General features: G+C 72.1%; 25 protein-coding genes and 1 pseudogene. 11 read left to right on the plus strand and 15 right to left on the minus strand.

What is annotated here, in order from left to right; all coding sequences use genetic code 11:
• Positions 1-148 precede the first annotated feature (148 nt).
• Positions 149-2,437, plus strand: coding sequence for an alpha-L-fucosidase (locus AB0K51_RS29925; protein ID WP_363460526.1), 2,289 nt, complete (start codon positions 149-151; stop codon positions 2,435-2,437).
• Positions 2,438-2,511: 74 nt separating this feature from the next.
• On the opposite strand, the gene AB0K51_RS29930 is transcribed toward AB0K51_RS29925, so the two are convergent.
• The 6 genes from AB0K51_RS29930 to AB0K51_RS29955 all read right to left on the minus strand — a co-directional run bounded on the left by AB0K51_RS29930 (position 2,512) and on the right by AB0K51_RS29955 (position 6,643).
• Positions 2,512-2,751 (minus strand): hypothetical protein, encoded by a 240-nt coding sequence (locus AB0K51_RS29930; protein ID WP_363460528.1) that lies wholly within the window; start codon positions 2,749-2,751, stop codon positions 2,512-2,514.
• Positions 2,752-2,906: 155 nt separating this feature from the next.
• A complete protein-coding gene (locus AB0K51_RS29935) occupies positions 2,907-3,269 on the minus strand; it encodes a zinc ribbon domain-containing protein YjdM (RefSeq protein ID WP_363460530.1) in 363 nt (120 codons plus the stop codon).
• A 93-nt stretch (positions 3,270-3,362) separates the two neighbouring features.
• On the minus strand, positions 3,363-4,604 hold the full coding sequence (locus AB0K51_RS29940) for an MFS transporter (protein ID WP_363460532.1): 1,242 nt from the start codon (positions 4,602-4,604) through the stop codon (positions 3,363-3,365).
• A 79-nt stretch (positions 4,605-4,683) separates the two neighbouring features.
• The gene (locus AB0K51_RS29945; protein WP_363460534.1) at positions 4,684-5,517 is read right to left on the minus strand and encodes an SDR family NAD(P)-dependent oxidoreductase; all 834 of its coding nucleotides are present in this window, start codon (positions 5,515-5,517) and stop codon (positions 4,684-4,686) included.
• A 101-nt stretch (positions 5,518-5,618) separates the two neighbouring features.
• Positions 5,619-6,140, minus strand: coding sequence for a hypothetical protein (locus tag AB0K51_RS29950; protein WP_363460536.1), 522 nt, complete (start codon positions 6,138-6,140; stop codon positions 5,619-5,621).
• Entirely contained in the window at positions 6,137-6,643 is a 507-nt protein-coding gene (locus AB0K51_RS29955) for an RNA polymerase sigma factor (RefSeq protein ID WP_363460538.1), read from the minus strand. The genes AB0K51_RS29950 and AB0K51_RS29955 overlap by 4 nt, the downstream gene beginning before the upstream one ends.
• 171 nt (positions 6,644-6,814) lie before the next feature.
• On the opposite strand from AB0K51_RS29955, the gene AB0K51_RS29960 reads away from it, so the two are divergent.
• Together AB0K51_RS29960 and AB0K51_RS29965 are read left to right on the plus strand one after the other, a co-directional pair.
• A complete protein-coding gene (locus AB0K51_RS29960) occupies positions 6,815-7,345 on the plus strand; it encodes a DUF3995 domain-containing protein (RefSeq protein WP_363460540.1) in 531 nt (176 codons plus the stop codon).
• Between the two features lie 97 nt (positions 7,346-7,442).
• Entirely contained in the window at positions 7,443-8,162 is a 720-nt protein-coding gene (locus AB0K51_RS29965; protein ID WP_363460542.1) for a hypothetical protein, read from the plus strand.
• Positions 8,163-8,206: 44 nt separating this feature from the next.
• Here AB0K51_RS29965 and AB0K51_RS29970 read toward each other — a convergent pair whose 3' ends face one another.
• The 4 genes and pseudogenes from AB0K51_RS29970 to AB0K51_RS29985 all read right to left on the minus strand — a co-directional run.
• Positions 8,207-8,506: a hypothetical protein gene (locus AB0K51_RS29970; protein ID WP_363460544.1), complete on the minus strand. Its 300-nt coding sequence runs from the start codon at positions 8,504-8,506 to the stop codon at positions 8,207-8,209.
• Between the two features lie 93 nt (positions 8,507-8,599).
• Positions 8,600-9,394 (minus strand): MBL fold metallo-hydrolase, encoded by a 795-nt coding sequence (locus AB0K51_RS29975; protein ID WP_363460546.1) that lies wholly within the window; start codon positions 9,392-9,394, stop codon positions 8,600-8,602.
• Between the two features lie 169 nt (positions 9,395-9,563).
• Positions 9,564-10,538, minus strand: coding sequence for a GlxA family transcriptional regulator (locus AB0K51_RS29980; protein ID WP_363460548.1), 975 nt, complete (start codon positions 10,536-10,538; stop codon positions 9,564-9,566).
• A 171-nt stretch (positions 10,539-10,709) separates the two neighbouring features.
• A pseudogene (locus AB0K51_RS29985) lies at positions 10,710-10,862 on the minus strand (alpha/beta hydrolase fold domain-containing protein); the annotation flags it as partial.
• A 107-nt stretch (positions 10,863-10,969) separates the two neighbouring features.
• Between AB0K51_RS29985 and AB0K51_RS29990 the strand changes: the two are divergent.
• On the plus strand, positions 10,970-11,494 hold the full coding sequence (locus AB0K51_RS29990) for an NUDIX domain-containing protein (RefSeq protein WP_363460550.1): 525 nt from the start codon (positions 10,970-10,972) through the stop codon (positions 11,492-11,494).
• Between the two features lie 215 nt (positions 11,495-11,709).
• Positions 11,710-14,919 carry a hypothetical protein gene (locus AB0K51_RS29995; protein WP_363460552.1) on the plus strand — a complete coding sequence of 1,070 codons (3,210 nt, stop codon included), beginning with the start codon at positions 11,710-11,712 and terminating at the stop codon, positions 14,917-14,919.
• An 89-nt stretch (positions 14,920-15,008) separates the two neighbouring features.
• Here the strand turns inward: AB0K51_RS29995 and AB0K51_RS30000 are convergent, their stop codons facing one another.
• On the minus strand, positions 15,009-15,443 hold the full coding sequence (locus AB0K51_RS30000) for a hypothetical protein (protein ID WP_363460554.1): 435 nt from the start codon (positions 15,441-15,443) through the stop codon (positions 15,009-15,011).
• Between the two features lie 305 nt (positions 15,444-15,748).
• On the minus strand, positions 15,749-16,564 hold the full coding sequence (locus AB0K51_RS30005; RefSeq protein ID WP_363460556.1) for a cupin domain-containing protein: 816 nt from the start codon (positions 16,562-16,564) through the stop codon (positions 15,749-15,751).
• A 75-nt stretch (positions 16,565-16,639) separates the two neighbouring features.
• On the opposite strand from AB0K51_RS30005, the gene AB0K51_RS30010 reads away from it, so the two are divergent.
• Complete coding sequence (locus AB0K51_RS30010) at positions 16,640-17,206, plus strand: helix-turn-helix domain-containing protein (protein ID WP_363460558.1); 567 nt, start codon at positions 16,640-16,642, stop codon at positions 17,204-17,206.
• A gap of 242 nt (positions 17,207-17,448) precedes the next feature.
• Here AB0K51_RS30010 and AB0K51_RS30015 read toward each other — a convergent pair whose 3' ends face one another.
• The gene (locus AB0K51_RS30015) at positions 17,449-17,910 is read right to left on the minus strand and encodes a MarR family transcriptional regulator (protein WP_363460560.1); all 462 of its coding nucleotides are present in this window, start codon (positions 17,908-17,910) and stop codon (positions 17,449-17,451) included.
• A gap of 111 nt (positions 17,911-18,021) precedes the next feature.
• Between AB0K51_RS30015 and AB0K51_RS30020 the strand changes: the two genes are divergently transcribed.
• Positions 18,022-19,416 carry a DHA2 family efflux MFS transporter permease subunit gene (locus tag AB0K51_RS30020; protein ID WP_363460562.1) on the plus strand — a complete coding sequence of 465 codons (1,395 nt, stop codon included), beginning with the start codon at positions 18,022-18,024 and terminating at the stop codon, positions 19,414-19,416.
• Between the two features lie 68 nt (positions 19,417-19,484).
• Here AB0K51_RS30020 and AB0K51_RS30025 read toward each other — a convergent pair whose 3' ends face one another.
• Positions 19,485-20,027, minus strand: coding sequence for a MarR family winged helix-turn-helix transcriptional regulator (locus AB0K51_RS30025; RefSeq protein WP_363460564.1), 543 nt, complete (start codon positions 20,025-20,027; stop codon positions 19,485-19,487).
• 65 nt (positions 20,028-20,092) lie between these two features.
• On the opposite strand from AB0K51_RS30025, the gene AB0K51_RS30030 reads away from it, so the two are divergent.
• Positions 20,093-22,216, plus strand: coding sequence for an MMPL family transporter (locus tag AB0K51_RS30030; protein WP_363460566.1), 2,124 nt, complete (start codon positions 20,093-20,095; stop codon positions 22,214-22,216).
• 292 nt (positions 22,217-22,508) lie between these two features.
• Entirely contained in the window at positions 22,509-23,351 is an 843-nt protein-coding gene (locus AB0K51_RS30035; protein WP_363460568.1) for a hypothetical protein, read from the plus strand.
• 465 nt (positions 23,352-23,816) lie between these two features.
• Here AB0K51_RS30035 and AB0K51_RS30040 read toward each other — a convergent pair whose 3' ends face one another.
• The gene (locus AB0K51_RS30040; RefSeq protein ID WP_363460570.1) at positions 23,817-24,347 is read right to left on the minus strand and encodes a hypothetical protein; all 531 of its coding nucleotides are present in this window, start codon (positions 24,345-24,347) and stop codon (positions 23,817-23,819) included.
• Between the two features lie 531 nt (positions 24,348-24,878).
• Between AB0K51_RS30040 and AB0K51_RS30045 the strand changes: the two genes are divergently transcribed.
• Positions 24,879-25,742 carry a helix-turn-helix transcriptional regulator gene (locus AB0K51_RS30045; RefSeq protein ID WP_363460572.1) on the plus strand — a complete coding sequence of 288 codons (864 nt, stop codon included), beginning with the start codon at positions 24,879-24,881 and terminating at the stop codon, positions 25,740-25,742.
• Entirely contained in the window at positions 25,699-25,926 is a 228-nt protein-coding gene (locus tag AB0K51_RS30050) for a DUF397 domain-containing protein (RefSeq protein WP_363460574.1), read from the plus strand. The genes AB0K51_RS30045 and AB0K51_RS30050 overlap by 44 nt, the downstream gene beginning before the upstream one ends.
• Positions 25,927-25,953: the final 27 nt, after the last annotated feature.

Here is a 25,953-nt window from a genome sequence, read left to right on the forward strand (position 1 = left end):
CCGGAGGACCGGGCGGCCATTCCTTCCGAGCCCTCGAGGGCAACGCGCCATCAGCCATACCCGGTCCTCCCGGACCGCCTCACATTCTTAGGGACGCGCCATGCCGGAACACCTCTCGCGCCGATCGGTACTCGCCGGAATGGCGGCCATGACGGTCGCCAGCGCCGTCGGCTCCGTGGCCATGTCGACGCCCGCGTACGCCGCGGCCGCCGCCGACCCGCTGCCGCTCCCGCCGCTGCGCATCCCGCAGACCGACCTGGGCCTGGAACAGCAGCCCGACTCCAAGATCCAGTGGCTGCAGGACGCCAAACTGGGCATGTTCATCCACTGGGGACCGTACGCGGGCCCGGCCCAGGGCGAGTGGTACATGCACAACTCCGCGGTCACGCCGGACAACTACCGGAAGCTCGTCACCGACGCGACCGGCCAGCAGTTCACCGCCGACGCCTACAACCCGGCGGCCTGGGCCCAGTTGGCGAAGGACTTCGGCGCGAAGTACACGACGCTGACCACGCGTCACCACGACGGCTTCGCGCTCTGGCCGCTGAACCACCCCAACGCCTGGAGCTCCGGGCAGGCGCCGCTCAACCGCGACTTCGTCAAGGACTACGTCGCCGCGGTGCGGGCCGCCGGTCTGAAGGTCGGCCTCTACTACTCGCCGATCGACTGGCGCTACCCCGGCTACTACGACGTGACCGGCACCAACTGCGCGACCAACCCGTGGGGTTACACCACCGATCCCGCGCACAAGGAGAACGCGCGGATCATGAAGACCGAGGTGTACCAGTCGGTCAAGGAACTGGTCACCCAGTACGGCGTGATCGACGACCTGTGGTGGGACGGCGGCTGGATCGCGGAGCAGGGCACCGACGCGGCGGGCGCGTTCTTCTGGGAGCCCGGCCAGTTCCGCGACGCCGCCAACCAGTGGCAGGTGGACGCCGCGTACGGCGAGACCGACGCCAACGGCAAGCCGCTCGGCCTGATGGGCATGGTCCGCAAGCACCAGCCCGACATCGTCGCCACCTCGCGCTCCGGCTGGAAGGGCGACTACGACAGCGACGAGGGCCCGGGCGTCCCGAGCGGGGCGATCCGCACGGGCCGGCTGGTCGAGAAGGTGTTCACCGTCGGCAGTGCGTGGGGTTACACCAACGGCGGCACGATGAGCTATGCCACCGCGATGAACATCCTGGTCAACTGCTGGGTGCGGAACATGACCGCGATGGTCAACGTCGGCCCCGACCGGCACGGCACCGTGCCCGACGCGCAGGCCAACCTGCTGCGGCAGATCGGCACCTTCATGAGCGCCTGCGGCCAGTCGATCTACGGCACCCGCGGCGGCCCGTGGAACCCCGTCGACGGCCAGTACGGCTTCACGTACAAGGACGACACCTTCTACGTCCACCTGCTCCCCGGCTACAGCGGCACCTCGTTCACCACCCCGGCGGTCGGCGACGCGCAGGTCACCCGGGTGTTCGACGTCCGCTCCGGCAGCAACCTCTCCTTCAGCGTCACCGGCGGCAAGGTCACCGTCACCGGCATCGACCGCACCACCCACCCGCAGGACAGCGTCATCGGCGTCGTCCTCGACCGGAGCGTGCAGCCGGGCGACATCGCCGCCGGCAAGGCCGCGACCGCCGACAGCGAGGAGAGCGCCAAGGGCAACACCGCGGCCAAGGCGATCGACGGAGCCACCGCCACCCGCTGGTGCGCCAACGACGGCGGCACCGGGCACTGGCTGAAGGTCGACCTCGGCTCGACCCGCTCGCTGACCGGCACCCGGATCGCCTGGGAGCTCGACCAGACCAACTACCGGTACAAGATCGAGGGTTCGACCGACAACAGCGCGTGGACCGTGCTGGCCGACCTCACCGCGACGACCGGCACCAGCCAGGTCCAGACCGCCCAGTTCCGCACCCAGGCGCGGTACGTGCGGGTCACCGTCACCGGGCTGCCGGCCAACGTCTACGCCTCCATCCGCAACCTCGAGGTCTACGACCGGCCGTTCGCCGCGGACCTCGGCACCGTCAAGCTGGTCAACCGCAACAGCGGCAAGGTGCTGGACGTCAGCGGCGGCTCCAGCTCCGACGGGGCCCTGGTCGTCCAGTCGACCTGGAACGCCGGGACCAGCCAGCAGTGGAAGCTGCTGCCGAACTCCGACGGGTCCTACCGGCTGTCCAACGTCAAGAGCGGCAAGGTCCTCGACAGCCCCGGCAGCTCCGCCCAGGGCGCCGACCTCGACCAGTGGACCGCCGACAGCGGCGACAACCAGTCGTGGCAGCTCTCCCCGTCCGCCACCAACGGCTACTACCGGCTGGTGAACGTCCGCAACGGCTGGTGCGCCGACGTGTCCGGCGCCTCGACCGCCGAGGGCGCCAACGTCCTCCAGTGGACCACCACCGGCGGCGCCAACCAGGACTGGCAGATCGTCGCGGTCTGAGTCCGACCGCGCGGGCGGGACGGGTCGACTGACGGGCCGTCAGGTGAAAGGGGAGGCCGGCGGATCGGCACCCGTCACCCGATCCCGCTCGCGCGGACGCGGGCCAGGTCTCGGAGCAGGTCGAGGAAGGCCGCATCGTCGGCGACGGGTTCGGGCCGGTCCTGGCCGCGCTCGACGTAGTGGACGATCCAACTGCCCGACGACGCCTCGAACTCGGCCGTGACCACCGGGTCGCCGTCCAGGAGCAGGAAGGAGGTCGTGCTCGGGTTCGGCCGGACGTCAGGGGTCAGCGGGCTGACGTCCTGCATGGCCATTCCCGGTGGGTCTCCGGCCGGCAGGCCGCGCACAGGTGGGTGCCGCGCGGGGCGGGCAGCGCCACGGCCTGCTGGAGCAGGTCGGCGGGGAGCCCGGCCGGCTCGCCCGGCGGCGTCAACTCCCGGAGGAACAGCGACAGCGACCCCTGCCCCGGTCAGGCCTTCTTGACCACGCTGGACTTGAGCTGCATGGCGCCGAATCCCTCGATGCGGCAGTCGATGTCGTGGCCGTCGACGCCGTCGACCAGGCGGATGTTGCGGACCTTGGTGCCGGCCTTGATCCCCGAGGGGCTGCCCTTGACCTTGAGCGCCTTGACGACGGTGACGGTGTCGCCGTCCACCAGCACGTTGCCGACGGAATCGCGAACGACCCGCCCGCCCGGGGCACCGGCGTCGCCGGCGTCGGCGCTCTCGGCGGGAGTCCACTCGTGGCCGCACTCCGGGCAGACCATCAGCGTGTCCATCGGGTAGGTGTACTCGCCGGCGCACTTCGGGCAGGGCGGCATGGTCGCCGTCATTCGTTCATCCTCATCTGGTGCTGGTCGCAGGGGACCGCGGGGACTGCCCGAGGGCGACCTCACAGTTGCGAATGTTAGCAACTGTGCATGTCGTCATGCGGTGAGGGGCCTCGGACCGTCGCTGCGCCGCAGCTCGGGGGTGGAGCCGGCGACCGTGAGCACCGCGAGGAGGCAGAGCAGTCCGCCGGTGACCAGGGCGGTGGCCCCCGAGGTCCAGCCGGCGACGGCTCCGCCGCGGAGGTTGCCGAGTTGCGGGCCGGCCTGGGCGACGATGGTCTCGGCCGCGGTGACCCGGCCGAGCAGGGCGTCGGGGGTGCAGGTCTGGACGATGGTGGTGCGGGAGACGACGGCGATGGCGTCCGCGGCGCCGGCGAGCGCGAGCAGGGCCAGGCCCGTCCACGCGCTGCGGGTCAGCCCGAAGACGCCGAGGGCGGCCGCCCAGGTGGCGCTCGCCCCGAGCATGACGGGGCCCGGGCGGGCGAGGCGGGTGACCGGGCCGGAGAACGCGGTGGCGGCCACGCCGCCCACGGCCAGCGCGGACATGAACAGCCCGAGCGTGCGCGGGTCGCCGCCGAAGCGCTCGCTGTTGACGAGCGGGAAGACGCTGACGGGCATGGCGAGCACGGTGGCGGCCAGGTCGGTCAGCAGAGCGCCGCGCACCACCCGATGCCCCGTCAGGAACCGCAGCCCGTCGGCGATTCCGCTCAGCCCGGGCCGGGACGCCCCGCCGACGGGCGGCATCGCGGGCAGGGCGAACGCCGCGGCGAAGGAGCAGCCGAAACTCACGGCGTCCAGCAGGTAGCAGACGCCGATGCCCCACCAGCCGATGACCACACCCGCGGCGGCCGGGCCGAGCAGCATCATCGCCTGCCCGGTGGCCTGGTTCAGTGCCACCGCCGCCGCGACCTGCTCCTTCGGCACCAGGCGCGGGATGAACACGCCCGCCGCAGGTGCGCCGACGGCCCCGAACGCGGCCTGCACCGCCACCAGTCCCAGGACGGCGGCGACGGGTGCGTGCCCGGTGAACCCCTGGACCGCCAGCAGCAGCGAGCAGCCGGCCTGGCCCGCGTTGCCCAGCAGGTAGACCCTGCGCCGGTCCGCCCGGTCCACCCAGGACCCCGCGAACAGGCCGATCCCGATCATCGGCAGCGCCTGGGCCAGCCCCACGGCGCCGCTCCACACCGCGCTGTGGGTCATGCCCCAGACCTGGAACATCACGGCGACCACGGTCATGAAGCTGCCGAACGTGGACACCGTCCGCCCGATCAGCAGCCGTCGGAACGGCGGCGACGACCGCAACGGCCGGACGTCGACCAACGCGCGGGAGAGCTTCATTCGGCCACGACCACGGGTGGCAAGGGCTGCTGCACGTCGCGACCCTAGCCGACCGGCCGGGGGTTCTCCGACGGAGTTTCTACAGGCCGACCGCCTCGGCGGTGGCGTCCCACAACGAGGCGGCAGCGGTCGGGTCGGCCGCGTGGGCGGCGGGCGGGGTGAGCCCGGTGGCCTTGGCGGCCTCGTAGTAGCCGCCGTTGACCAGCTCGGCGGCCGGGAGGGTGGCGAGGCGGACCAGTCGGGCGCCGGCCGCCCGCGGGGAGACCAGGAACGGCGCGTACCGGTAGAAGAGCCGGGACGCGGTGCCGTCGCTCCCGAAGTTCGTCCGGACGACGCCCGGGTGGAAGGCGACGCTGGTCAACTCGGGCCAGCGGCGGGCCGCCTCGGCGGTGAAGAGGATGTTCGCGGACTTGCTCCAGCCGTAGGCCGTGAACGACCGGTACTCCTGCGGGTCGCCGGTGAAGTCGGTCGGCCCGCCCGGGCCGGGGCGGCCCTGACGGTGCGCCCGGGAGGCGGTGTTCACCACCCGCGCCCCGGCGAGGTTCTCCCGCAGCAGTCCGGTCAGCAGGAACGGGGCCAGGTGGTTGCCCTGGAGGGTGGCCTCGAAGCCGTCCGCGGTCCGGCGGTAGCCCGGGACCAGGGCGCCCGCGTTGTTGGCGAGCACGTCGATCCTCGGGTAGCGCTCGGCCAAGGCGGCGGCGAGGTCGCGTACCTGGCCGAGGGATTCGAAGTCGGCGCAGAACCGGTCCGGCTCCCGGCCGTCGCCCGCGGCCCGCACCCGGTCGACGGCCGCGGCGAGCCGTTCCGGGTTGCGGCCGACCAGGACGAGGTGGTCACCCGCGGCAGCCGACTGTTCGGCGGCGGCCAGCCCGACGCCGGAGCTGGCACCGGTGATGACGACGATTCGGCTCATGGTGCTCGGTTCTCGATTCGGGTTCGGAGGTCTTCAGCGGCCGGACGGGACACCGCCCATGTCCTACCACTCCGGTCCTCGCGGCAGCCAGACCCGGGTCGTCAGCCGTCAGCCTTTCCTTCCTGGCCGATCTCCTGGTCGATGTCCTGGTCGAGGAGGGCGGCGAACCGGGCCAGGGGGCTGCCGGTGAACGGGCGCAGCGCGGGGGCGAGGAGGCGTGCGCCGGGGAAGCGCAGGCCGCCGAGGAAGGCGAAGCGGGTCGTGCGGTCGGTCTCGGGGTGGGCCGCCATCCCGCCGAGGACGAGGCGGCTCTGCATCAGGCACCACCCGGGGGAGAGGTCGATGGCGAAGGTGGCACGGAGCCGGGTGTGACCGTGGATCCGGGCCTGGAGCGGGGCGCCGGTCGTCCCGGAGGTGCGGAGAGCGACCGTGCGGACGTCGGGGATCCACAGCGGCATCGTGCGTTCCAGGTCCGCGGCGACCGACCAGACCCGGTCGAACGGTGCGTCGAGCACGGCCTCGTCGATCCGCGCCGATCCGGGCGCTGTCGCGGCGATCACGTGCAGGCGGCGGACCGGGTCGAAGTCGGCGACGGGCCACTGCGGCATCGGGGTCTCGGTCACTGCTGCCACGCCTTTCGGAAACTGAGTCGGGCCCGGGAGAGCCGGGACTTGACCGTGCCGGGGGCGACCGCGAGGAGTGCCGCGGTCTCCCGTTCGTCCAGCCCCTCCAGGTCGCGCAGCAGCAGCACGGCGCGGTGCTCCGGGGAGAGCCGGGACAGCACGTCGCGGATGTCCGCGGCGAGTTGCGGGTCGCCGGGGGCGGGGAGTTCGCCGAGCTCGGCGGGCTGCGAGCGTGCCGACCGGGTGGCGTGCCGCACCGCCTCGCGCACCGCGATGGCCCGGACCCACCCGAACAGGGCTGCGGGATCGCGGAGTTGGGGCAGCTTGCGGAAGACCGCGATGAGCGCCTCCTGGGTCGCGTCCGCGCCGTCGTCCAGCGCGATCGGGCCGCAGAGCCGGCGGACGTACGGGGTGATCAGGTCCAGCAGCCGGCCGACCGCGAGTTGGTCGCCGCCCTGGGCGGCCCGGACCAGCTCGGCAAGGCCGGGCGGTGGCTCCTGCATGGCGCGCCCTCCGTCGATCGGTGACAGGGGTCCGTGGAGGGAGGCGCCGAGACGGCGATCGGTTCCCCGCGACTTCCGCCCGGCCGTAGTGTTCCTCGCCACAGGAACGGATCGACGGGCGGGGTGCTCCTTCGGGTGTCCAAGCGTCCTGACACTCCGTGAGGTGACGACATGAAGCCGCTGACGTCGGCGAACACCCGCAGCAAGGCCACCGCGATCGGCGCGGTGCTGGCGGTGGACGGTCTGGTCCACCTGTACTGGGCCACCGGGCAGACCTGGCCGGTGCACACCACCACCCGGCTCTCCCACCTGGTCCTCAACACCCAGGTGCCGTTCACCCCGCAGGGACTGGTCCCGCTCGCGGCGCTGCTCTGCTCGGCGGCGACGCTGGTGCTGGCGCACGGCGGAGCGCTCCCGGCCCTGGCCCGCCGACTGCCCGCCGTGCTCCCGCGCTGGGCGAGCCGGGCGGTGGCCGCCGGACTGCTGGCCCGCGGCACGGTCGGACTGGTGTGGGTGACGGGGGCGTGGGCGGACCCCGGAGACGCGTTCTACTGGCTCAACCTGCTGCTCTACACCCCGCTGTGCCTGCTGCTGGGCCTCGCCGCCTGGCAGGTGGCCGGCCACCCGGCCGGCGTCGGACGAGCCGTCCGGGGCGTCATGTGGGGCTTGGCTCGGGGCGTCGTGCGGGGTGAGAACAGGTAAAGCGACATCGAGCTGTCATCCCGGCGCGGTACCGTCCGGACCGTCAGCGGCCGCGGGCCGACTGCGTACTGGTGTCGTCGGCTGCTCGGAGGGTGTCGTGGGGATCGTGGTGCGGGTGGCCGCAGGTGGGGCGGCGGTGCTGCTGGCCCTGTCGGTGACGGGTTGTACGCCTGCGGCCAAGGGGGCGAAGTCCGGAGACGGGACGAAGGCGTCGGCGGCCGGCTCGGCGGGCGCGGGCAGCGGCGGTGCGGCCATCGCGGTCGGACCGGGCCCGAAGTCCGCGTACCAGGCGCAGGCGCAGCCCGCGGCCGGCTCGTGCCACTACCGGTACACGGCCGACAAGCAGCCGCTGCCCGACACGGCCTGCACGCCGGGCGCCCTGAGCCCGGCGGTGACCCAGGCGACCGTCAACGACACCATCTGCAAGCCGGGTGGCTACACCTCCACGATCCGCCCGCCCGCGAACATCACCGGCAAGGAGAAGGCGGAGAACGCCAAGTCGTACGGCTACACCGGTCCGATGGGCGATGCCGAGTACGACCACCTGATAAGCCTTCAACTCGGCGGTGACCCGAACGACCCGCGGAACCTGTGGGTGCAGCCCCCGTCACCGGACCACGTCGCGGGCAAGGGGCCGAACAACCCGAAGGACTCCGTCGAGACCCACCTGCACACCGCCATCTGCAAGGGCCAGGTCACCCTCGCCGCCGCTCAGCAGGCCATCGCGACCGACTGGACCACCGCCGAGGCCAAGCTCGGCATCAAGCCCGCCGGGACGAGTACGCCGGACCCGGCGGCGGACGGCGACGGCGAGTGACCTGCGGCCCGCGCGACGACGCGGCATCCGGGTAGGGCGCGGGTCTACGCGGCGCCGGTGACCCCAGGTGCGACGAACCGGCGGTGGAGCGGGGCGTACGACACCTCCGGGGTGCCGGCGATGCCCGCCTTCTCGATCTCCGGGGCGAGCCGCTCGGCCATGAACGTCTCGAACGCCTGCTGGGACTCCCACACGTCGGTCACGTGCAGGGCCCCGGCGTCGAACCAGGCGACGTGGACGTGACCACCGGCCGCCGGAACCAACTCCCAGTCCACCGCGGCCCGCACCGTGTCGTACTGCTCCGGCGTCGCACCGGCCCAGACCATCGACATCACCACAGCCATGACCCTCTCCCTTGCACTCGCCTTTGCACTCGGCAGCGGATTCCCGCCCCTACCAGCCAACGCCTGGCGGTCGCGGTGCGCACGTCGCGACGGTCACCGGCGGGTGGTGGCGGGTGGCGGCGGTGCGGCGGGTCCGGCGGGTCGCTCTGCGCGGGTGGTGAGGCGGCCGGCGGCGTCGAGTCGGGCGAGGCGGTCGTGTTCGCGGGCGGCCCAGCGCCGTACCCGGGCGGGGTCGAGCGGGGTGCCGTGGCCGACGTGGAGGGCGGTCGGGTGGTGGGCGAGCATGGCGCGGAGGCTGGCGAGGTTCCGGCGGGGGTCGTCGTGGAAGGGCGGGTTGGCGGGCCTGCCCGGGATCAGGCCCATGAAGGAGTTGGCGATCAGGTCGCCCGCGACGAGGTCGCCGTCGTCGGTGAGCACGGAGACGGAGCCGGCGGTGTGCCCCGGCGTGGGCATGATGCGCGCGGCGAGGCCGAAGTCGTCGAGGCTCGTCTCGCCGCGGATGAGCACGGCGGGTTCGACGGGTTCGACCCGGGCGTGGAGCTTCCGGTTGCGGGCCATCAGGCGGCCCATCGCGCCGGTGGGCAGGTAGGGCTCGCGGACCCGGCCGGAGCGGTAGGGGCCGAGGTCGGCGACGTGGCCGGCGACCGGCGCGCCCGTGAGCCGGTGCAGTTCGGCGGCGGAGCCGAAGTGGTCGATGTGGCCGTGGGTGATGACGATCAGTGAGACGTCGGCGGGGTCGACGCCGTGGGCGGTGATCCGGTCGAGGATCTGGCGGCCGCTGCCGGGGGTTCCGGCGTCAACGATGACCGGTCGGCGGCCGAGCAGGAGGTAGGCGTTGATGTTGTGCCGTCCCATGACCGGGATGGGGACGACCTTCGTGCGGGACATGGATCTCCTCCGAGGTGTGCGGGTCGATGCCGCGTGTGTGTGCGTCGATGCCGCGCGGGTGGGCATGCCGGAGCTCGGCCGGGCCCGAGTGCGGTGGCGCGCGGGTGGGCGTGCGGGCGGGCGCGGTGCGGGTGCGCGGTGTGGGCGGGTGGTGCGGGCGCGGGTCGGGTCAGAAGCGGCGGCGGTACTCGGCCGGGGTGGTGCCCAGCCGGCGGCGGAAGACGCGGTGCAGTGTCTCGACGGAGCCGAGGCCGCTGGCCGCGGCGACCTCCGGCAGACCGTGGTCGCTGTCCTCCAGCAGGCGGCGGGCGGCCTCAAGGCGGGCCGCCTCCACGTAGGCGGACGGTGTCATCGACGTGCGTCGGCGGAACGTCCGGATGAAGTGACGCGTGCTCAGGTGCGTCCTGGCCGCGAGGGCTTCGAGCGAGAGGTCCGCGGTGAGGTGTTCGGCGATCCACCTGCGCAGGTCGTCGATCCGGTCGTCCTCGGAGCCCTGCACGGACAGCGGCACGCTGAACTGGCTCTGCCCGCCGGAGCGTTTGAGGTACATGACCATCATCCGGGCCGTCGCGAGCGCGAGTTCCTGGCCGTGGTCCTCGGCGACCATGGCGAGCGCCATGTCCATCCCCGAGGTGACGCCGGCGCAGGTCCACACCCGCCCGTCCCGGATGAAGATCGGATCGGGATCGACCCGGACGTCCGGGTGCTCGGCCGCCAGCCGGTCCGCGGTCAGCCAGTGGGTCGTGGCGGGCCGTCCGTCGAGCAGCCCGGAGGCGGCCAGCAGGTGCGCGCCCGCGCAGATCGACCCGGTGCGCCGGGATCGGGGCGCCGCACGGCGCAGCCAGTCGACGACCTGATGGTCGATCACCGGCTCCACGCCACCGTCGACGACTTCGATCGCGCCCGACACCAGCAGCGTGTCGATCGGACCGGTCACCTCGTCGAACGCCAGGTCGGCCATCAACCGGACGCCGCTGGAGGTGGTCACCGGAGCGCCGTCCGGTGTGGCGATCACCACCAGGTAGCCGGGCCGGTACGCGCCGGCGACCCGCGAGGCAACCGAGAACACCTCGGCCGGTCCGGTGGCGTCCAGCAGTTCGATGCCGGGGAAGGCGACGATCACGACGCGGTGCTGTGGGGGCATGCCCCGATCATTCCGGCCGGTCGGGCACGGCCGCAACGACCAGGATCTGTCACATCGGGCCATCCGGCGGGGCGCGGAGGGTGACGACGGATCACATCGGCGACCGAAGGGCGGGAAGGGGCGGGGCCGCTCAGCGAGCGGCGGTAGGTGAGTTGACGTCCGTTCGGTCGGGGCCACCGTGACGGTGAGGCCGCCGTCGGCGGAGTCCGCGGCGAACGCGATGGTCGAAGGGTCCTCGCCGCTGTCGAGGAGGGCGCGGCAGGCGCTCAGCGCGTCCTCGATCGCGGCCGGGAACGGGTGCTCGGGGGCGAGCCGGTAGTCCAGTCGGCTCCCCGCCGGTGATGCGTCGCGTCAGGTGTCGCGGTGACGGCCCTTGCTGCGGTCGACCGCTGCGGCCCGGTGGTGTCGGTGGCGGTCCGTAGCCTGTCGCCATGATCCGTAGCGGGTTCGAGCAGCGTCCGCTTGATGCCGCGGTCGCTGACGCCGCGAGTTCGACGCTGGAGTTCGACCGGGCCAGGGACTGGTTGCGTTCTGCGCTGGTTGGCGCCCTGGAGCCGTTGGGCGCCGAGGTGTGGGTCCTGGACGCAGCCTTGGAGCGGATCGTGCTGGTCCGGCATCCGTGGCGCGGGCTGGTCCCGCCGGGTGGCAAGGTCGAGCCCGGCGAGTGTCCGCGTGACGGCGCGGCCCGGGAGTTGGCCGAGGAGACCGGGCTGCGGCCACGGTTGTTGGAGCGGCCCGCCGCGGTGGCGGTGCGGTCGTTCGGTCCGGGTCTGCCGGAGACGCTGTCCCTCTCCTACGCCGCGATCGGCGACCCGGAACAGCCACTGACCGCGGAGGACGGTCAGCCCGCGGCCTGGCTGCGGCTGGACCAGGGCTGGGACAGCTGCTTCCCCGATGACGTGCTGCGCATCCGGCAGTACGTGGAGCTGCTGAGATCGGGTTCCCCCGCTCGGTGAGTGTGGCCGAGCCCGTGTTGGCGCCGGTGGAACGCAGCTGCGACGCGACGCGAACTGAGCGACGGCGAGTGGGATTTGGCCGAGTCGTTCGTGCCGGTCGGTCGCTACGGCCGCTACCCGCATCGGCTTGCTGATCACTTTGGAAAGGGATTCAAAAGGGCTTCCGAAGGCGCGAATATCCGGCACCCTGGCATTCAGGCGATCAACTCCCATGAGTGTTAACCGAGTTGGGTCCGCCGGGTGGGGCACTGATTCTGGCCAAGTTCTGCAAAGTGTGCCGCTGCTGTGAACGGGTTGTGTACTTTCGAGCGATCCGGAAGGCGCCATTTCCTCCGCAGACGGGAATCGTGATGACCACCCCGACCACCGGAACACCTGCCACCACACCAGCGCCGACGCCGGCGGCCCCGGCGAGCCCGGCGGCCCCGGTGAGTACGTCGCCCAAGTTCGAAGTGGACAAGGCGATGCTCGACGGCCCGACGCCGAAGGACCTGCTTCCGAGCACCGGCAACTACCCGGTGGAGATCGTCCGGTACCGCTCGGTGGTGCTCACCGACATCCCCGGAGCGAAACCGACGCGCAAGCTGACCGGCGCCATCGACCTCGGCGAGGAGAACCTGCCGTTCTACGACCGCCCGGCCGAGGGCATGATCGTCACGACGGAGCAGAGCTGGTCGGCCCAGGGTGTCACGCTCGGCCGGCTGTTACACAGCCTCGCGCTCGCGCCCGGTGAGAGCACCAAGGTCGCGGTCGTCGACTGGGAGCGCAGCACCAAGGCCACCGGCACCGAGACGACTGCCGAGAACGACACGCTGTCCGCCACCAGCGACCAGAACCGGTCGATCAGCGAAGTGGCGAACGCGATCGCCCGCGAGGAGCAGTACGGCACATCCCGGGCGTCCCAGTCGAGCAGGTCCTCCAGCTCCGGCGGCAGCGTCGGAGCTGCGCTCGGCATCATCAGCGGCGGCCTGAACTGGGGCGAGTCCTCGAACTCGGGCTTCACGACCTCGGTGTCGCGATCGACCGGCGTGCAATCGGTCGCGGCCGAGGCGACGCAGCGCATCAGCGCGCGGACCCAGCAGCTGGCGACCGCGGCCCGCAGCCGGAACATGACGGTCGTGCGCGAGACGACGCAGTCGGAGAAGGACAAGGTCCTGACCCGGGTCGTCACCAACTACAACCACATGCACGCGATGTCGGTGCAGTACTACGAGGTCGTCCAGGTCTACACAGTGACGACCAAGCCGACCAAGCTGGAGCGGTGCCTGTTCATCCCGCTGCAGGAGCTCACCTTCAACTACACCAGCCTGCAGCGGTACAAGGAGGCGCTCGCGTCGGTGGCGCCGACCGACTGGGCGGCGAAGATCCGGGCCGCCAACCCGTTCGACACCAGCATGCGCAAGCTCGACGCGTGCACGGCGCCGGAGACACCGCCGGGCATCCAGGTGTTCGACGGGGCGGAGCTGGCCGACATCGCCGCTTCGGCCATGGGCGTGTACGGGGTGCGCAAGTCCGACGGCAGTCCGGTCCGGTTCGATCCGGTGGCCCGACAGTGGAACCCGCTGCCCACCGCCGGACTGGACGGCGAGCTGATCCGCATAGCCGCGGGCAAGAGCATCGTGTGGGCGCTCAGGGCCGACAACGTACTCGTGCAGTTCGACGGGACGGCCTGGCGGCGCGACCCGAGCGACTGGGCGGGGCGGAGCCTCGCCTGCGGCCCGGACGGCACGCTCTACCTCATCGGCATGGACAGCTCGATCTATCGGCGCGACCCGAAGGGCGTATCGCAGAACCTGAACATCACGGCTGACGACGTCGCCGTCGTCGGCAAGAACAAGGTGTGGTACTGCCGGGAGGGGCGGACCTGGGAGCGCAGCGGCACCAGCTGGGTGGAGCGGCTTCCGGCACCGAACGTGAAGCGCCTGTCCGCCGGCCCGGACGGCGTGCTCTGGGGCATCACGGCAGACGGCAAGGCCCTCATGGTGGAGGACGGTGCGACGACCTGGTCCGCTCCCCAGTACCTCGGCGCGTACCCCAAGAAGTTGGATGTCGTCTCCTCCGCCGGCGGGGAGTACTGGGCGCTCCTGAGCACCGGATCCGTGCTCCGGCTCTTCACCGCATCACGGGAGACGCCCATATCCTTCGACGCCCCGCCGAAGGCCGACTCCCCCTACGCGACCAAGATCGACGTCTGGCACGACGAGGCCGGACTCCGCAGCATCCAGGTGGTCTTCCAGGGCCAGACCTTCCGCTGCGGCGACACCGGCGGCTCCGGCGTGCAGCAGCGCGCGTCCTACACCTTCGGAGGTGCCGACAAGCTGCTCTCCGTCGACGCCTGGTACGGCACGGCCGCCCGTGGCAGCCTCTCCGGGTTGCGCCTGACGATGACCTCGGGCGTGGCCAACTTCGGGGTCGCCGCGACCACCACCGTCGCCCCCGACATGACCGAGGACGCCGGCGGCGCGGCCATCTGCGGGCTGTTCGGTTCGACGGTGAAGTCCGGCAGCCGCACCTATGTCGCGTCGCTCGGCTTCCACGTGCGCGGCGGGAACGTGCCGCAGGCGGTCCTGGACCACCTGAACGACAACCGCCGCCACTACAGCCAGGCCGTCTGGGCCAACGCCGACGAGCTGACGCTCAGCCGCATCCTCGCCAACTACTCCTACACGCCCGCGGGTTCGAACGCCGCGCCGGTCCTGCTCGGCACCCTGCTGGACCCCAAGCCGATCGCCGTCACCGGCAACTACCTCGGTTTCCGGTGGAACTTCGGCAGCGAGCAGGAACGAGAGGCGTGGACCAAGGCCCGCCAACCCGGCGACGCCACCTTCGGGGCACCGGTGACCAACACGATCGCCATCGCCACCAAGGGCGTCTTCGCCGAGGCCGTACTGGGCCGGGCCAACGCGGCCGAGAAGATCGACCTCACCCGGTTCTGGAACTGGAAGGACTCGCCCATCCAGATCACGCCGGCCGACATCGCGCCGGTCGCCACCGGAACGCGCGGGCAGAACCTCGACCTCACGGTGGCCGCCCTGGGTGCTTCCGAGGCGAAGTTCACGCAGCTGGCGGCGATGCCCGACCCGGCCGGCCTGCAGACGCTGCAGGCCATCGCCACCGCGAACCTGTTCCGCGACATGAGCGGCCTCAACTCCATGAGCCAGGTGCTCACCAAGGGCATCGAAGCCGCCGCCAGCAACGACAAGGACGCCGGCGCACGCGCCCAGGAGGCCATGAAGATCGCCACCCAACACATGGAGAAGGTGGTCCAGATCGCGGCCGACGCCGCCCGCAAGGCGGCACCGGCCGCGGCAGGCGGCGGCGCCAACGTGACCGCCCTCGGCGGCATGCTCAACCAGGGCGACAAGGCCGCCTCGGACGCCAAGCCCGACGCTCCGTCCACCACCGGGTCCGCAGCGAAATCCTGACCACCGCACCACGCGGGCCCGGGCTGCCACCCGGGCCCGCCCCGCCAGAGGCGCGCGGCAGATGTGACATCACGTCACCTACCGACGTCTCAGGTCTGCGAGGCCTGCTCGACGTTCCGGCGGACCGGGTCGGTGCGGGTGCGCTCGGCGCGCTGGTGGGCGGCCCAGTCCCGCATCCGCTGGACGGCGTCCGGGTCGTTGGCGGCGCCGGTGTCGAGCGCGGTCGTCGCGCCGTCGCCGAGGTCGACGATGTGGTGCTCCATCGTTCCGGTGGCGACGATGGACAGGACTGCGAGGAGCTCGTTCCTGACCTCGGGGGTGAGGTGCGCCTCGTCCTCGTCCTGGAGGTCGATGACGTGTTCGGGGGCGGGGGCGGCGAGGGAGACCACGCTACGGCGGAGGAGCCCGCCCAGTACGCGGAACTCGGCCGGGTCCATGCGGGCCCGCAGCGTGTCGAGGTAGAGGCGGACCTGTTCGGCCCGGGTCGGGGCGGTGTCGGCGGTGTCAGCGGCGGCGTCGTCCATGCGGCCATCCTGCCAGCGGCCGACACCGCCGCGCGGAGCCTGGTGGGTCGGGCAAGGGTGCCCGGGCCGAGCAGTCCGGCCCGGCACCGGGAACGGTGGGGCCGCAGCTCAGTTGACGTCGCAGACGAGGCAGCGCACGCGCCACGTCCTCCACCGGCTCGCCCCAAGGGGACGTCTCGAGCCCGTCCCACACCACCGCCTCCAGCGCTTCCAGCGACATTCCCACCCCTCGTCATCCCGTCCGTCGGGGCGCCGCCCCCCGGCACCGGCCGTCATCGTCCACGAGATCCGCCGTCCTGTCGCTCCTAATTCTCGTAGGTGATGCCGTGGCGGGCCGCGATGCGGTTGAGGGCGCGGGGGTCGAGTCGGCCGGCGGTGCTGACGGAGGGTCGGGCCTCGGTGAAGTCCTCGACGAAGCACTCCCAGCCGCCGGGGGAGGAGATCTGGAGCACGCGCGGGGGTGGCGTGGAGCCGGGGGCCAGGGCGTGCGGGATGCCGTGCGGGAGGAGGACGAAGTCGCCGGGGGCGAGCAGGTGGTGCCGACCGTCGAACTCGACGGCGAGGTGGCCGGTGAGGACGAACACCGCCTCGTCGGCCAGGTGGTGGACGTGCCGGGGAATCGGCTGAGCCACCGTCATCTCCAGCAGCGAGAGCCGGCCGTCGGTGTCGGTGCCGCGGACCTTGGCGGCGAAGGCCGGTGGTACGGGGATCCGTCCGGGCCGCGCGGCGCCCGGTGGCAGGACGTGGGCCGGGCGGTCGGCGGCGGGCCCGTCGCCGGCGGGTCCGTCGGGGGCGGGCGTCCGGAGGCGGAGGGCGTGCAGGTGGGTGTCGGGGCGGGCGTCGATGGTGCGGGCGGTGCCGTGCGGGAGGAAGGCGCACGTGCCGGGGGAGAGGCGGTGGGTGCCGCCGTCGGTGGTGACGGTCAGTTCGCCGTCGAGCAGGTACAGGATCTCGTCGCCGCCCGACGGGTGGGCCGGCGGCAGGGGGCCGGGGCCGTGGTACTCGGTGAGGGTGAAGCGTCCCTCGGTGTCGTCGGTGCTCGCCTTGACGGTGACGCCTCGGGGGAGCGGGGTGGTGGCGGGGCGCGACGCGCCGGCCCTGAGCAGGATGAAGCGGTCCACGGCGGTATCCTTTCCGAAACGGAGGCGGATACGGAATCCGATTCCGTTTAGAGCATAGGCGGAGGAGTGACCGAGATGTCAACGAGTGCCGGCCGAAAGCCGCGGACGGACGCGGAACGCAACCGCGGCCGAGTGCTCCAGGCGGCCGCCGAGCTGTTCGCCGCGCACGGCGACGCGGTGCAGATGGCCGAGGTCGCCAAGGCGGCGGGCGTCGGCGTCGGCACGGTCTACCGGCACTTCCCGACCCGGCAGGCACTGGTCGCCGCCGTCGCCGAGGAACGGTTCGCCGGAATCCTGCGGCAGGCGCGGGAGGAGTGCCTGGTGCTTCCCGACACCCGCCAGGCGCTGGCGGGCTTCCTGGAGGCGATCGGGCGGACGCACGAGGAGGGCCGCGGGGTGTCCGGCGCGATCGAGGCGACCTTCGGCAACACCGAGCCGAGCGGCGAGGTGGGGGCCCAACTGCTGGACATCGGCGAGCAGTTGCTGGCCCGGGGCCGGGCGGACGGCACCGTGCGGGAGGACGCCGTCGTCTCCGACCTCTACATGATCGCCGGGGCGGTGGCGGCGCTGAGCCGCAACGCGGTGGGCGACTGGCGGCGCTTCGTCGAGCTCGCCCTGGACGGACTGCGCCCGCAGCGCTGACGCCGCCGGCCGGGTGGGGCGTCGTGGGATCACGTGAGGCTGATGAGCCGTCGGTTCGGGGTCTGATGGTCCGACAGCCCGACGGTAGAACTGTTCGGTGGTCCGACTCCGGCGGTCCGTCAGGCCGACGATCCGTCAGGTCGGCAGTCCGTCAGGTCGGCAGTCCGTCAGGTCGACGGTCCGGCCCAGGCCGACGGTCCGGCCCGGCCGTCCGGAGCGTGCTCTCCGGACGGCCGGGTCGCTCACTCGTCGGGGGTGACGGCGGTGCGGATGCGGGCGAGCAGGGTGCGCAGCTGCTCGCGTTCGGCGCTGCTCAGCGCGCCGGTGGCGGTGGCGAGGGCGGCCCGGTCCAGTTCCTCGGCCTCGCGGTGACGGCGCGCCCCCTCCTCGGTGAGGGTCAGCAGGAACGCGCGCCGGTCGGACGGGTGCCGGACCCGCTCGACCAGCCCGTCGCGTTCGAGGCTGTCGACGATCGTGGTCGTGGTGCGGGCGGCGTTGCCCACGTACTCGGCGAGGTCGCGCATGCGCAGCGGGCCGCCCGCGCGAGCCAGGACGCGCAACGTCCGCAGCCGGGCCACCGACGCGCCGTGCTCGCGCAGTCTGCCGTCCACGAAGACGCGCAACCTCTGTGTGGTGTCGAAGAGTTCGTCCACCAGGACGTCGCTGCTGCCGAACTGGCGTCGCGACGCCGCTTCCTCTGCCATGCCGTGCCTTCCGCGTTCTCTTCGTGCCGGCGAACTTTCTGAGCATAGTCATAGTGAGTATGCTCAGCTTCTATGAACACCAACTTGGGCCAGCGCCGTGTCGTGCCCATCATGGCTGTCCTGACCACCTTCATCTGCATCATCGACGGCGCGATCACCACTGTCGCCCTCCCCAGCATCGCCCGGCAGTTCGACCTGACCCCGGCCGCCCTCACCGGCGTCGTCGTGGTCTACCCCGTCTGCGTCGGCATGATGATCCCCGGCTCCGCCTGGCTGGTGGAGCGGTACGGCGGCCGCCGAACGCTGCTGCTCTCGCTCGCCGCCTTCACCGCCGCCAGCGGCCTGTGCGGCGCGGCCCCGAACCTCACCGCCCTCGTCGGCGCGCGCGCCCTGCAGGGCCTGGCCGCCGGTCTGCTCATGCCCACCTCGCAGGCCCTGCTGTTCCGCACCTTCAGCCAGGCCGAACAGGTCCGGCTGTCCCGGCTGATGATCATCCCGCAGCAGATCGCCCCGGCGATCGCGCCGCTGCTCGGCGGCCTGCTGATCACCGGACTGTCCTGGCGGTGGGTGTTCTACGTCAACGTGCCCTTCGGCGCCGCGGCGGTGCTTTTCGGTGCGCTCTTCCTCGCCGAGCACCGCGACCACGCCGCCGGCCGCCTCGACCTGCCCGGCCTGCTGCTCTGCGGCGCCGGCACGGCCACCCTGATGTACGGCGTCTGCGCGGGACCCGACCTCGGCTGGGACCGTCCGCCGGTGGTCAGCGCGCTGGCAGTCGGCGCCGTCCTGCTCGCGGTCGCGGTCCGGCACCAACTCCGCACACCCGAACCGATCCTGCGGCTGCGGCTGTTCCGCGACCGGCTGTTCCGCGACACCAACCTGATCAGCCTGGTCGGCTACGTGCCGATGATGGGCGCGATGTTCCTCGGCCCGCTCTTCATCCAGGAGGCCCGCGGCGGCTCGGCGCTGGACAGCGGCAGCACCACCTTCACCGAGGCGTTCGGCGTCCTGGTGACGATGCAGGTGGTCGCCGCGGTCTACCCGCGGGTGGGACCGCGCCGCATCATCGGCACCGGACTGCTGGGCGTCGCCGCCGTCATGCTGCTGTTCGCCACCGCCGACGCGGGCACCGGCCTGTGGACCCTCCGCGGCTACATGTTCCTGCTGGGCCTGGCCATGGGCGCCGTCTTCATCCCGACCACCATCGCCTCCTTCAGCACCATCGACCGCGCGGACGTCGCGCACGCCGCCACCCTCAACACCGTCGTCCGGCAGACCGCGAGCTCGCTGGCCCCGGCCGTCGTGACCACCGTCCTGGTGCTCGGCGCCACGGGCTCGCAGCGCGCCCACCCGCCCCTGGCCTCCTACCAGCTCAGCTACTTCGTCCTGGCTGCGGTCGCGGTCGCCGCCGGCCTGTTCGCCTTCACCATGCCCGACGGCCCCGCCCGCGGCGCCGTGACCGTCGGCCCGCGGGCCACCACCAGTCGCCGCCGACAGGAGGTCGGCTGAGCGGACCCGGACCTGCCGCCGGACCCGTCGCCGGACCCGGGTCGGGCGGTGGGTCCGGCGGTGGGTCGCTAGGGAGCGGGTGTTCGGGGGGCTTGGTCGAGGTAGCGGCGGTAGGCGGACGCCACCTGTTCGAGGTAGCGCCTGGCGCCGGCGCGTTCGGTGTCGTCGAGGCCCTCGGCCGCGTCGTAGAGGAGGCCGAGGAGCGGGGCCAGTTCGCCCATGACGTGCTCGAACCCGGTCGGCGTGACGTCCAGGATCTGGCGGCGGCGGTCGTCCGGGTGCGGGAGGCGGGTCATGTGGCCTTCCGACACCAGGCGGTTCACCGACTGCGTGGCGGCGGCGCTGGTGACGCCGAGCCTGCGGGAGAGCTCGACCGGTCCGATGGGTGCCCCGGAGCCCTTGGCGAGGACGACGTGCTCGACCGCCTCGACGTTCGTCAGCGGCATGCCCAGCCGTTCGGCGAGGGCGGCACGCGCCAGCTGGGTGAGGGTCAGGACCTCTCGCAGCGCCCCCGAGAGCTCGTCGCCTTCCGGTGCGCCGCCGCGGTGGCCTGACGGTCCGGCAGGCCAATCCGCGCGGGGGGCGGCTTCGAACGGGTCGTGTTGCGCCATGCCGGCAATTCTGGCACGGTGTGGATCGCTAAGTTACTTAACTACTCTCCCGAGGGTGCGCCTCCGTGTCCCGAACCCTGACCGGCCGCCCGGGCCGGTCCGCCGCCACCGCCGATCGCGTCGAGGGGCCGAGGCGTCCCCGCGTCCTCGCGTGGCTGATCCTGTTGGTGACCGTCGTCGGCCTGGGTGCGGCGTTCGCCCTCGGGCCCGCGGACGCCACCACCACCGAGGCCACCGGCACCTCCCTCCCGGCCTCGTCGCAGTCCGCCAAGGTCGCCGGGATCGTCCGGACCTTCCCGGCCGGCGCCGTCGCCCCCGCGATCGTCGTCTTCAGCAACACCGACGGCAGCCCCCTCACCGCCGCCCAACAAGTCGTCGTCGCCGAGCGGTCCGTGGCACTCGGCGCACTCGGGCTGGCCCCCGAGGCCGCACGTCCGCAGGTCGTCGAGAACAAGGTCGCCACCGTCGCCGTCCTGCTGCCGACCGGGGCTGGCGACGAAGCGAACACCGCGACCGTCGACCGCATCCGCCACAGCGCCGCGCAGGACCTCGCCGCGCCGCTGCAGGCACAGGTCACCGGCGGACCGGCCTTCCGCGCCGACGTCACCAAGGTCTTCGCCGGAGCCGACACCAACCTGCTCATCGCCACGGCCTCGGTCGTCGCGGTCCTGCTGCTCCTCACCTACCGCAGCCCGATCCTCTGGCTGGTCCCGCTGCTCGTCGTCGGAGCCGGCGACCGCGCGGCCGGTGTCCTGGTCGGCGTCCTGGCCCCGCACGCGGGCGTCGAGGTCGACGCCTCCGCGGCGGGCATCCAATCCGTCCTGGTCTTCGGCGCCGGCACCGACTACGCCCTGCTGCTCGTCTCCCGCTACCGCGACGAACTCCACCTCACCGACGACCGGTTCACCGCGATGGCCCGCGCGTGGCGCGGCACCGCCCCCGCCGTCCTCGCCAGCGGCACCACCGTCGTGCTCAGCCTGCTCACGCTGCTCGCCGCCGAACTCACCGGCAACCGCGGCCTCGGCTTCGCCGGTGCCGTCGGCATCCTCACCGCCGTGCTGTTCGGGCTGGTCGTCCTGCCCGCCGCCCTCGTCCTGCCCGGCCGCCGGCTGTTCTGGCCGCTGGTCCCCAAGGTCGGCGATCCCGTCACGGCAGACCGCCGCGGCGTGTGGTCCCGCATCGGCGAGGCCGTCGCCCGGCGCCCGGTCCAGGTCGCCGTGGCGGCGACCGCCGTGCTGCTGGTCCTCGCGTCCGGAGCCCTCGGCCTCAGGACGGGCCTGGCCCAGGCCGACTCCTTCCGGAAGACCCCCGAAGCCGTTCTCGGGCAGCGCACCCTCGCGGCCGTCCAACCCGCCGGCGCCGCCGACCCCCTGACGCTGGTGTCCACCACCGCGACGGCCGAGCAGGTCGCCGCGGCCGCCCGCCAGGTCCGGGGCGTCTCCACCGTCACCCCCGGAGCGCACACCGACCGCTGGGCACGCGCCGACGTCGTCCTCGACTCCGCACCCGGCACCGCCGCCTCCGACCTCACCCTCCGTCAACTGCGCGAGCGCGTCGCACGGATCCCCGGCTCCGACGCGCTGGTGGGCGGCGCCACCGCGCAGGCCTACGACACCTCGCGCGCCAACGCCCACGACACCCGCGTCGTCGTCCCCCTGGTCCTCGCGATCGTCCTCGTCGTCCTGATCGCCCTGCTGCGCGCCCTCGTCGCGCCGCTCCTGCTGGTCGCCACCGTGATCCTGTCCTACTTCGCCGCCCTCGGAGCGAGTTGGACGATCTTCCGGACCGCCTACGACTTCCCGGCCATGGACACCAACGTCCCGCTGCTGTCGTTCCTCTTCCTGGTCGCCCTCGGCGTCGACTACAACATCTTCCTCATTGCCCGCACCCGTGAGGACACCGTGGCCGGCCACGACACCCGCGGCGCCGTCCTCCGCGCCCTCGCCTCCACCGGCGGCGTCATCACCAGCGCCGGCATCCTGCTCGCCGCGGTGTTCGCCGTCCTGGGCGTCCTCCCGCTCATCACCCTCACCCAGATCGGCATCATCGTCGGCCTCGGCGTCCTCCTCGACACCCTCCTGGTGCGCACCGTCCTGGTCCCCGCCCTGGTCCTGCTCACCGCCCGACGCTTCTGGTGGCCGGGCCGACCCGAGACCGCACGCACGGTCGACGAGCCCCGGACGGCCTGAGCGGACCGCGGCCCGAGGTCCCTTGTCGTCCGTGCCGGAGGAACCCGATGAGCAGCTCATGCCCAAGAGGTAGGTGACTCGGGGCGGCAGGGTCGGGTTCACACGTGTCGTACGGCTGATCGGAGTAACGCGGGTGCGGGACAGCGGTCCTGCACCGGCTGCTCTGGCAGAGTCGCTGGACGCAGGGCTCCGTGGCAGACGGTGCCCGTCCCGCACCGACCCGGGGGAGCGCGATGAGTGGCACGGCAGGAGACGGGGGCCGGCTTGGCACGAGTGGTGGGGTGCCGCTCGCATGACGGAGTCCGAGCAGCGTGCCGAGGGTGCCGGGCCGTTCACCTCGCGGGTCGGGTGGCGGCTTCCCGGCGGTGGCAGTGCGGTGTGGGAGTCGCGGCTCGCCCGGCGTCGCGGGGTCATCGCCGTCCGCCCGCACGGTGCGGACCGGGCGCACCACGCCAGGGCCGACGACACCGCCCTCGCGCGGCTGCGCAGGCTCAACGTCATCGCGGCCACCGCCTTCGTGGTCGGCGGCGCGCTGTTCGCGGTCGGCGCGGGCGTCGCGCAGTTCGGCTCCGGCGACGCCACCACCTGTTGCTCGATCTACTTCGCGGGCGGCCTGTTCTTCAACACCGGCGGCTACGTCTCGCTGCTCCAGGTGGTCAACGCACCCCGCCATGTGCCCGGCGGGGAAGGGCGGTTGGTCACCCGGCCGTGGCGGTGGTGGAGTTACGAGCCGATGCGGGTGGACTGGCTGGGCGCGTTCGTCCTGTTCGTCGGCACCCTGGTGTTCGGGGTCAACCTGCTGGCGTCCTTCCTGCAGGGTCTGAGCGTCCAGCAGGTCAACCGGCTGATCTGGACACCCGACGTGATCGGCTGTGTCCTCTTCCTGATCTCCGGTCACCTCGGCTTCGTCGAGATCTGCCACGGACGGCCGTGCATCCGGCAGCGCAACCTCGGCTGGTGGATCGTCGCCGTGAACCAGCTCGGATCCGTCCTCTTCATGGTCTCCGCCCTCGCCGCCTTCACCCGCCCCGCCACCGGCAGCCTCGTCAACGCCGACATCGCCAACTGGGGCACGCTGCTCGGCGCGCTCTGCTTCTCCGTCGGCGGTGTCCTCCAACTGGTGGAACGGCCCTGAGCGTTCACCGTGCGAGGAGTGCTGCCACGGCGCCGGGGCTTGAGCGTCAGCCTGTCGTATCCCGCAGTCGATGCAACGTCTTCAGCGCTGTGGCACGCGAACGAGCCCGGCCGACGCCCGCGGGGTGGACCAGGGGGCGTCGGCCGGACGGCCGTGGATGTTCAGCCCGCATGCCGGCTGAACATTCATGCAGATGCCAGCTCTCGCTACTCGGTTGTGGCTGCGGCCGGTGGTTCGAGCAGGAAGCCGCGTGTCGGCGGGTCCCAGGGGTGCACGCCGGGCATTTTCGGGACGCTTAGGGCTGTCGGGTCCTCCGGCGTTGCCAGGGCGGGACTCGGAAGCCCCTGGAAGTACTCGACTGCTTTGGCGTACGCCGAGTTGGTCCATTCGCTCACAGGCGTGCCTCCTCTTCTTGTTGGAGGGTACCGAGCCTCACCCGGCGGCGGTTGGACTCTCGTTGAGCTTTCACACGCCGATGTCGACCGGCCAGTCCGGCTTCGGCATGGGCTTGACGGAGCAGGACGGCGGCGAGTGCTGGCAGTTGGCGGTGACGATGACGAGGCTGTCGTCGGTGGGGGCACGCCAGAGGTCGGTGTCGACGTCGAATCCGGCGCTGTGGATCGACTGCTGGGTGTGGGTGAGGATGTCGGGGTCGAAGTGCTCGGGGTTGTATCCCGGGTAGTGGTGGACGAAGGTGCCGTGCCGGGTGCAGAGCGCGGCGTACGCCTCGGTGTGGACGATGAGGGCGTGCCAGCCTTCATCGACGATGCGGCTGGGGGCCATGGCGCGGCTTGGGTTCTGGGCAGCCGTGACGACGAACTTGAGGCCCTCGGCGGCGATTCGTGCGGCCATGTCGCGGGACATGCCGGGGTTGTTGTCGAGGACGGTCGCGACGACGTTCTCGAACGTGCGGGTGGGGAGGAGCGACCGCGGGTCGCTGGTGGGAAGCAGCCCGGGGCCGGTGTCGCCCGGCGGCCGTTGGGTCGGCGTGGTCATACTGGTGTCTCCTCGCATCGTGCGGGATGTCCCGGCGCCGGTTGGCGTCCGGGCTGTGCGGTGTTGCGGGAGCCTCGCCTCGGCCGGTGGCCTGCCAGGGATGGCGGCCGGGGCGGGGCAGTTCGAGGGCCATCCACGGTGAGGGATGGCGGTTGACGGCGCGGAGTCCGTAGCGGGCACCGTTGGCGCGGCCGTTGATTCCGTAGGCGCTGATCGCGTACGACTTCAGGGGGCGTCAGGCTGCGTCCGAGCCGCTGTGGGCGGCAGGGTGGGGGCGGTGCCGGGGGCAGGCGCATGCCGGCCAGGCGAGGCTGGACACGGGCGGCCGCACGGGCTCGTCGCTGCTGGTGAACGCGCGGTGTGTGCGGGTACCGTCCGGACTCACCGTGTAGGTGGTGATGGTGAGTCGGGGCGTTGAGGACGAGTAGGTCATGGCGGTACCTCGAGGTGCTGCTTCCGGGGATCGGCGACGGTTACAGCTTCGGTACGCGGCGCTACGATCGGTAGGGGTAGCGATCCAACAGCCGATCTGTGAGACGAGGGACCTTGCCGAGCCCGCGAGACCTTGACCCGTCGGCGTCACTCGCTGCCCTGTTCGGGACCGAGCTTCGGCGGGTGCGGACCGCCGCGAGGTTGAGCCAGGACAGCCTGGGTGAAGTCCTGGGCTACACCGGCTCGTTGGTCGGGCAGGTGGAGACTGCCCGGCGCGCACCGACGCTGGAGTTCGCGGCGCGGGTAGACGGAGCGCTGGAAACCGGGGGCTTGTTCAGCCGGCTCTGGCCCCACGTCGTGAGAGGCCCCTTCCCGGACTACTTCAGGACGTACGCCGGGCTGGAGCCGAGGGCTACGGGAATCCTCGAGTACGGCGGGTTCCTGGTGCCGGGGTTGGGCCAGACCCGACCGTACATGGAGGCTGTGTTCCGCGCGGCGATGCCGCTTGCGCCTGACGCCGAGATCGAGGGCAAGGTGCTGGCTCGGTTGTCGCGGCAGGAGTTGATAGCGGGTCCAACGCGGCCGCTGTTGTGGTGGCTGCTCGACGAGGCGGCGATCCTGCGGCCTGTCGGCGGTCGCGCGGTGATGGCCGGTCAGTTGCGGCACCTCGCAGAGCTGATCCGGTCAAGGCTAGCGGTTGTTCAGGTCCTTGAGCAGCGTACTGGTGCGCACGCCGCTCTTGAGGGTGCCCTGACGCTATTGTCGTTTGCCGATGGGAGCCCGGACGTGGCATACATCGAGGGACCGCACACGGGTGTGCTGGTCGAGAGCGCGGAGACCGTCAGGCGGATCCGCCTGACCTACGATCTTGCACGGGCTGACGCCCTCTCGCCGGAGGCGTCGCTGGCTCTCATCGACAATGCGGCAGAGGAGCACGCGAGTGGAGAAGACGAAGCAGCTTGACTGGCGCAAGAGCAGCTACAGCGGCGGTTCGGGCGGCAACTGCGTTGAGGTCGCGGACCCGGACGGGGTGACGACCGCGGTGCGCGACTCGAAGGACCCGAACGGCCCGGAGTTGCGCTTCTCGAAGGAGGCGTGGGCGGCGTTCGCCTCCGCCGCTGCGGCTGGCGAGTTCGGCACGGTCTGAACCGGACGTCCCTACAACCCACGTGAG

Source organism: Kitasatospora sp. NPDC049285 (assembly GCF_040678815.1).
Taxonomy (GTDB): Bacteria; Actinomycetota; Actinomycetes; order Streptomycetales; family Streptomycetaceae; genus Kitasatospora.